Source organism: Actinosynnema sp. NPDC059335 (genome assembly GCF_042752395.1).
In the GTDB taxonomy this organism is placed as follows: domain Bacteria; phylum Actinomycetota; class Actinomycetes; order Mycobacteriales; family Pseudonocardiaceae; genus Actinosynnema.
Map to the genome: position 1 here is coordinate 41,489 of NZ_JBHYXZ010000057.1, position 6,144 is coordinate 47,632.

At 72.9% G+C, this 6,144-nt stretch carries 8 protein-coding genes; all 8 read right to left on the reverse strand.

Features of this window, described 5'->3' with window-relative positions:
* Positions 1-349 precede the first annotated feature (349 nt).
* The gene (locus ACFXGA_RS19445) at positions 350-1,075 is read right to left on the reverse strand and encodes a helix-hairpin-helix domain-containing protein (RefSeq protein ID WP_378089725.1); all 726 of its coding nucleotides are present in this window, start codon (positions 1,073-1,075) and stop codon (positions 350-352) included.
* An 85-nt stretch (positions 1,076-1,160) separates the two neighbouring features.
* Entirely contained in the window at positions 1,161-2,003 is an 843-nt protein-coding gene (locus ACFXGA_RS19450) for a DegV family protein (RefSeq protein WP_378089727.1), read from the reverse strand.
* A gap of 11 nt (positions 2,004-2,014) precedes the next feature.
* Complete coding sequence (octT, locus tag ACFXGA_RS19455) at positions 2,015-2,746, reverse strand: diglucosylglycerate octanoyltransferase (RefSeq protein ID WP_378089729.1); 732 nt, start codon at positions 2,744-2,746, stop codon at positions 2,015-2,017.
* On the reverse strand, positions 2,743-3,357 hold the full coding sequence (locus ACFXGA_RS19460; RefSeq protein ID WP_378089731.1) for a histidine phosphatase family protein: 615 nt from the start codon (positions 3,355-3,357) through the stop codon (positions 2,743-2,745). The genes octT and ACFXGA_RS19460 overlap by 4 nt, the downstream gene beginning before the upstream one ends.
* Positions 3,354-3,740, reverse strand: a complete 387-nt coding sequence (gene rsfS, locus ACFXGA_RS19465; RefSeq protein WP_378089733.1) for a ribosome silencing factor — start codon at positions 3,738-3,740, stop codon at positions 3,354-3,356. Before rsfS ends, ACFXGA_RS19460 begins: the two co-directional genes overlap by 4 nt.
* 69 nt (positions 3,741-3,809) lie before the next feature.
* The gene (gene nadD / locus ACFXGA_RS19470) at positions 3,810-4,403 is read right to left on the reverse strand and encodes a nicotinate-nucleotide adenylyltransferase (protein WP_378089735.1); all 594 of its coding nucleotides are present in this window, start codon (positions 4,401-4,403) and stop codon (positions 3,810-3,812) included.
* Positions 4,404-4,601: 198 nt separating this feature from the next.
* The gene (locus ACFXGA_RS19475; protein ID WP_378089738.1) at positions 4,602-4,823 is read right to left on the reverse strand and encodes a ferredoxin; all 222 of its coding nucleotides are present in this window, start codon (positions 4,821-4,823) and stop codon (positions 4,602-4,604) included.
* 4 nt (positions 4,824-4,827) lie between these two features.
* Entirely contained in the window at positions 4,828-6,024 is a 1,197-nt protein-coding gene (locus ACFXGA_RS19480; protein ID WP_378089740.1) for a cytochrome P450, read from the reverse strand.
* Positions 6,025-6,144: the final 120 nt, after the last annotated feature.

Consider the following 6,144-nt stretch of genomic DNA (forward strand, 5'->3'; position numbering starts at 1 on the left):
CGGATAGCGACGCGAGACGGGGTTCGTGGGCCACGCATGGTCACACCTCCGGTTTCGGGTTCGAGGCAGCGGCGGATGTCACGGGCGGGTGCGGAGTGCCGTTTCGGCCCGGTCGGGGGTCGGGTCGACCGCGGCGGGTCAGGAGCCCAGCCAGCGCGACCTCGACAGGGTGGTCAGGCGGGTGAGGATGCGGCGGATCAGGTGGCGGGCACGGGTCGGCGGAGCGGTGCGTCGGTGCGGGAGCGGGGCGGGTTCGGGCCGCCGGAACGGGATGACGGGACGGTGGGTGGCGTCGGGTCGGTGGTTGTCGGGCACGGTCGGGCTCCTGTTGCGTCGAGGGGTCGGGGTGTCAGAGACGGACGAGGTCGCGGAGTTTGGCGAGCTTCTGGTCGCCGATGCCTTCGATCTCGGCGAGCTGGTCCAGGGAGGTGAAGGGGCCGCGCTTCTGCCGTCGGTCGACGATCCGCTGTGCCGTCACGGGGCCGACGCCCGGCAGCGTGTCGAGCTGGTCCTTGGTCGCGGTGTTGAGGTTCAGCGGTTCGGTGGCGGCGCCGGCCGGTTGCGGTGACGGGATGCCCACGGCGATCTGCTCCCCGTCCACGACCTTGCGGGCGAGGTTGAGCGTGGTGAGGTCGGCGGTCGGGTGCGCTCCGCCCGCCTCGCGCAGGGCGTCGGCCACCCTGGCCCCGCTCGGCACGGTCACCAGGCCCGGCGTGGGCACCAGGCCGACCACGTTGACGACCAGGTGCTCCTCGGCACGGGTGACGGCGGCGGCCTCCGCCACGGGGAGTTCCGGCGGGCTCTCCGGCACCAAGCGCTGCCACCACAGGGCCAGGGCGACCGCCAGCGCCACGCCGGCCATCACGCCCGCGAGCAGGAGCCTGCGTCGGTGCGGGACGGTCGTTTCGGGCAGCCAGCGGCGCAGGAGGCGGCGCAGCGGGTGGGGAGGGTCGGCGCCACCGTCCGACGAGACGAACACCAGGGTCTCGGCGTCCGACGCGCGGTGCCTGCCCCGCTCCTGCGAGACGAGGGCCTTCAGGCGGGCGGTCGTGGTTTCCGGGTTGTTGTCGAACATGCGATCGACGTTAGGCCGGACGGAGCAGGGCGTGGGGAGGGTGTTCGGAATCTGTGGATAACTGCCGAATGATGGATAACGAGGGCTACGACACGCCTCCGGGCAGGACCACCACACCGAGCACGCCGGGACCCGTGTGCGCCCCGATCACCGCTCCCACCTCGGAGATCAGGCATCCGGTCGAGCCGGGGACGCGGTCGTCCAGCAACGTCGCGAGTTCCGCCGCGCGCTCCGGGGCCGCCAGGTGGTGGACAGCCAGCACGACCGGCCCGGAACCCGCCGCCGACGCGGCCAGGTCGACCAGCCGGCCCATCGCCCGCCCCATCGTGCGCACCTTCTCCAGCGGCACGATCCGACCGTCGTCCACGTGCAGCAGCGGCTTCACCGCCAGCGCCGTCCCGACCAGCGCGGCGGCCGCGCCGATCCGCCCGCCCCGCCGCAGGTGGTCCAGCGTCTCCACGCAGAAGAACATCCTGACCCGGGAGGCGGCGGCCGCGGCGGCTTCCCGCGCGCGGTCCGCGTCGTCGCCTGCGGCGCACGCGGCCAGCGCGGCGAACCCCAGCCCCATGCCCGTGGCCCGCGAGTCGACCACCCTGATCCGGGTCGGGTCGACCTCCTCCGCGGCCAACCGCGCGGCCTCCCACGTGCCGGAGAGGTCGCGCGACAGGTGCACGGACACGATCGCGTCGGCGCCGTCGGCCAGCGCGGCGCGGTACACGTCGGCCAGCTCGCCCGGCGTCGGCCGCGACGTGGTCACCCGCCGGTGCTCCCCCAGCGCCGCGGCCAGCTCCGCCGGGCCGAAGTCCACCCCGTCCAGCCTGCTGCGACCGTCCACGGCCACGTGCAGCGGCACGACCCGGATGCCGTGCCGCTCGGCGAACCCCTCGGGCAGGTACGCCGTGGAGTCGGTGACGATCGTGGTGGACACGAGTGCCGAGACTACGGCTCGACCGGACCCGGGTGGCCGACCGCCACGGACCTGATCAGTTCCGCCATGGCCCGCCCGACCCGCTCGTGCCCTTCCCACCCCCAGTGCATGCCGTCCGGGTTGCCGCACGGTGACCCGACGTGGTCGCCCACCAGCGGCGGCACGTCCAGCAGCGGCACGTCCGCCCCGCGCGCCCACGCACGCACCGCGCGCTCCCCCGCCGCACGCCCCTGGTGCACCCCCGCGTAAGCGGCCGACCGGTGCACGGAGGGCGTCATCCCGACCACCCCGATCCCCGGCTCCAGGGCACGCACGGCGCGCACCGAGTCGTCCAGGTACCGCACGGTCAGGTGCGGCGGCAGCGCCACCGGGCGCCCCCGGAACGCCCGCGACAGCACCGGCTGCAACGTCCGGTACCCCGCCCGCGCCCGTCGCCGCAGCCCGTCCGGCCGCAGGTAGCGCAGCCCCTGCCGCAGGTACGTCGGCAACGGCGACGGCAGCGTGTCCATGTGCCCGACGGCCAGCACCACCACGTCCGTGCGCGGCAGCAACGACCACACCCTCGGGTCCCCGGTCAGCGACCACCACGCGTCCCGGGCGGTCCAGCCGAACCCCGCCGCCAGCTCCGCGTGCCCGCCCAACGCCGACGCGGCGACGTTCGGCCACAGCCGGGGGTGGTCGGCGGGCAGTGGCCCCTGCGGGCCGTGGAACGACAGGGAGTCGCCGAGGACGAGCAGTCTCACCGGGTGATACCGGCGTTGTACGACGACAGCCGCCACCGGCCGTCACCGTGCGGCCGCCGCGTGAACACCGTCCAGTGGCAGTTGCCGATCCCGCCCAGCAACGCCCAGCGGTCGACCGGCAGCTCCAGCAACCGCCCGGTCAACGCGCTGATCAGCCCGCCGTGCGCGCACAGCATGACCGTCCCGGAGAACTCCTCGTCCACCTCGGACACCACGGCCAGCGCGCGCTCGGCGACCTCGACCCGGGTCTCCCCCTCCGGCGGCGCGAGCGTGCCGTCGACGCGCCACAGGTCCAGCGCGCCCGGCCACTCGACCTCGATCTCGGCCGGGGTCAGCCCCTGCCACTTGCCCAGGTGCGTCTCGCGCAGCCGCTCGTCGATGCGCAGGCCGACCCCGGTCGCCTCGGTGAACACCGTGGCGGTGTCCCGGGCGCGGTGCAGGTCGGAGGCCACCACCAGCTCGGGCGTGAACCCGGCGAGCACCGGCACCGCGAACCGGGCCTGGTTCCACCCGGTCTCGGTCAGCACCGAGTCCAGGTGGCCCTGCATGCGGCCGGTCGCGTTGTAGTCGGTCTCACCGTGCCGCCACAGCACGAGCCGGTTCAGCGTCATACCCCGGCGGCCTCGTCGGCCGGGGGCCCGGCGTCGAACTCGATGCGCGGGCAGTCCTTCCACAGCCGCTCCAGGCCGTAGAAGGTGCGCTCCTCGACGTGCTGGACGTGCACGACGACGTCCACGAAGTCCAGCAACACCCAACGACCCTCGCGCGCGCCCTCGCGGCGGACCGGCTTGCGCCCGGCCTCGCGCAACTTCTCCTCAACGTTGTCCACGATCGCGCCGACCTGCCGCTCGTTGGGAGCGGAGGCGATCACGAAGCAGTCCGTGATCACCAGTTGGTCGGACACGTCGAGCACGATCACGTCGTGCGCCTTCTTGTCGGCTGCCGCGTTAGCGGCGACCAGCGCCAACCGTCGTGCCTCGTCGGTGGCTGCCACGTCACTCCTCATCACACCGGCGGACGCCGATACGCCCACACGAGTCAATGAGGGTACCGGCGTCCGCGCTCAGTCCGGCATCGAGTAAAGCCGGCGCTTGGAGATGTACTGCACGACACCGTCCGGCACGAGGTACCAGACGGGCAGGCCGGAGGCCGTCCGGTCGCGCACGGCGGTCGAGGAGATGGCCATCGCGGGCACCTCCACCAGCGACACCGCGCCCGGCGGCAGGTGCGTGTCGACCAGCTCATAACCCGGTCGGGTGACCCCGATGAAGTGGGCGAGGTCGAACACGCGGTCGGCCCGCCGCCAGGACAGGATCTGCTCCAACGCGTCCGCGCCGGTGATGAAGAACAGGTCCGCGTCCGGGTACGTGTCCTTCAGGTCGCTCAGCGTGTCCACGGTGTACGTGGGGCCCGGCCGGTCGATGTCGACCCGGCTGACCGAGAACCGCGGGTTGGACGCCGTGGCGATGACCGTCATCAGGTAGCGGTCCTCGGCGGGGCTGACCTCGCGGTCGCCCTTCTGCCACGGCTGGCCCGTCGGCACGAACACCACTTCGTCGAGGTCGAACCGGGCCTGGACCTCGCTGGCCGCGACGAGGTGGCCGTGGTGCACCGGGTCGAAGGTGCCACCCATGACGCCGATACGCCGGTTGGACATGGGACGTGAGCCTAGTTCGGGTGGTGCGCGGGCGACCCGTCACTCCCCGAATGGCCGCCCGCGCACCGCCCACCCCGGCGGCGGCCCAGGGGGAGGGGGTCGCTGCCGCGGCAAGCCCGGCCCACCCCGAATGAGCCGCGCAGAGGAGGAACGCGCACGTCACACGGCTATGACGCGATCGGCCGGACTTTTTTTCGACTAGTTCTCCGGCGCGAGGACCGAGCCGTCGGCGGAGCGGACCAGGATGGCCTCCATCGGGCACGACTCCGCCGCGTCGATCACCGCGTCGTCGGGGTCGACGGTGCTGTTGACCGGCGTGGACGTGCCGCCTTCGAGCCGGAAGTGCCCCGGCGCGATCGACGTGCACATCCCGGTCCCGAGGCACGTGCCCCGGTCGACCTCGATCGTCCACTCGCTCATCGGTCTACCACCTCACCAGCAGGCGTTCCGGGCCGCGGACCAGTCTGCCCTTCTTGAACACGACGTCGTCGGCCAACTCCAGGTTCGGGAACCTAGTGAGCAGGCTCGAGAGGGACACCTGCAACTCCATCCTTGCCAAGGGCGCGCCGATGCAGTGGTGCACGCCGTGGCCGAACGCGAAGTGCGGGTTGTGCGGGCGGTGGAAGTCGATCTCGGCGGGGTGGGGGAACACGGCGGGGTCGCGGTTGGCGACCAGGCCGTCCACGAAGACCGCCTCGCCCGCGCGGATCGTCACGCCGGACAGCTCCACGTCCGCGGTGGCGATCCGGGGGAACCCCGGCGCGCCGGACAGCTTGGTGATCCGCAGCAGCTCCTCCACGGCGGCGGGCAGCAGCGACGGGTCGGCGCGCAGCTCGGCCAGCCGGTCCGGGTGGGTCAGCAGCTGGTAGGCGAAGTTGCTGATCTCGCTGCCGGTGGTCTCGTGACCCGCGATGAGGAGCGTGACGCCGAACGACACCAGCTCCTCCTCGGTGAGCCGGTCGTCGTTGTCGTGCGCGTGCACCAGCACGGTGAGCATGTCGTCGGCGGGGTTGCGGCGCTTCTCCTCGACCAGGTCGCGGATGTAGGCGCGCAGCGACGCCGCGCCCGCCTCGATCTCCGGCACGGTGAACGCGGTGATCGCCACCGCCGCGTCCGACCACTCCCGGAACTTCACCCGGTCGAGGTCCGGCACGCCGAGCATCTCGCTGATGAGCGTGATGGCGACCGGCATGGACAGGGCGTCGACCAGGTCCGCCGGCGGTCCCTGCTCCTCCATCGCGTCCAGCAGGCCGTCCACGATCTGCTGGGCGCGTTCCCGCAGCTGGGCGGTGCGGCGGGCGGTGAACGCCTTGGCCAGGATCCGGCGCAGCCGGGTGTGCTCCGGCGGGTCCATGCTGAGGATGGTGGTGATGCGCGGCACCTCGGGCATGGTCCGCGGCGGGTCGTACTCAGCGTCCATCACCGGCGCGCGGCGGAACCTCGGGTCGGCCAGCACGACCTTCGCGTCGGCGTACCGGGTGACCAGCCACGCCTCGCGGCCGTACGGCAGGCGCACCCTGGCCACCGGCTCGTCCCGCTGGAGTTCCAGGTAGGTCTCGTGGACGTCGAGGTCGTCCGGTTCGGGGAACGGGTAGGGCCGGGCCGCCATCGGAACCCCCACTGCGAGTGATCACCTGCACCCGACAGTAGGTAGACCCCCGGGCGCGCGGGGAGGGCTCCGCGCGCACCGCTACGGCTTTCACCGGCGGCGCTGCGGACCCTCCCGCCGTCAGGTCTGCGG

Bases quoted from the DNA above. Each gene is read 5' to 3' on its own strand.
- ACFXGA_RS19445 (WP_378089725.1), bottom strand. From the start codon at position 1,075: ATGTTCGACAACAACCCGGAAACCACGACCGCCCGCCTGAAGGCCCTC.
- ACFXGA_RS19460 (WP_378089731.1), bottom strand. From the start codon at position 3,357: ATGACGCTGAACCGGCTCGTGCTGTGGCGGCACGGTGAGACCGACTAC.
- nadD (WP_378089735.1), bottom strand. From the start codon at position 4,403: ATGTCCAACCGGCGTATCGGCGTCATGGGTGGCACCTTCGACCCGGTG.
- ACFXGA_RS19475 (WP_378089738.1), bottom strand. From the start codon at position 4,823: ATGAGCGAGTGGACGATCGAGGTCGACCGGGGCACGTGCCTCGGGACC.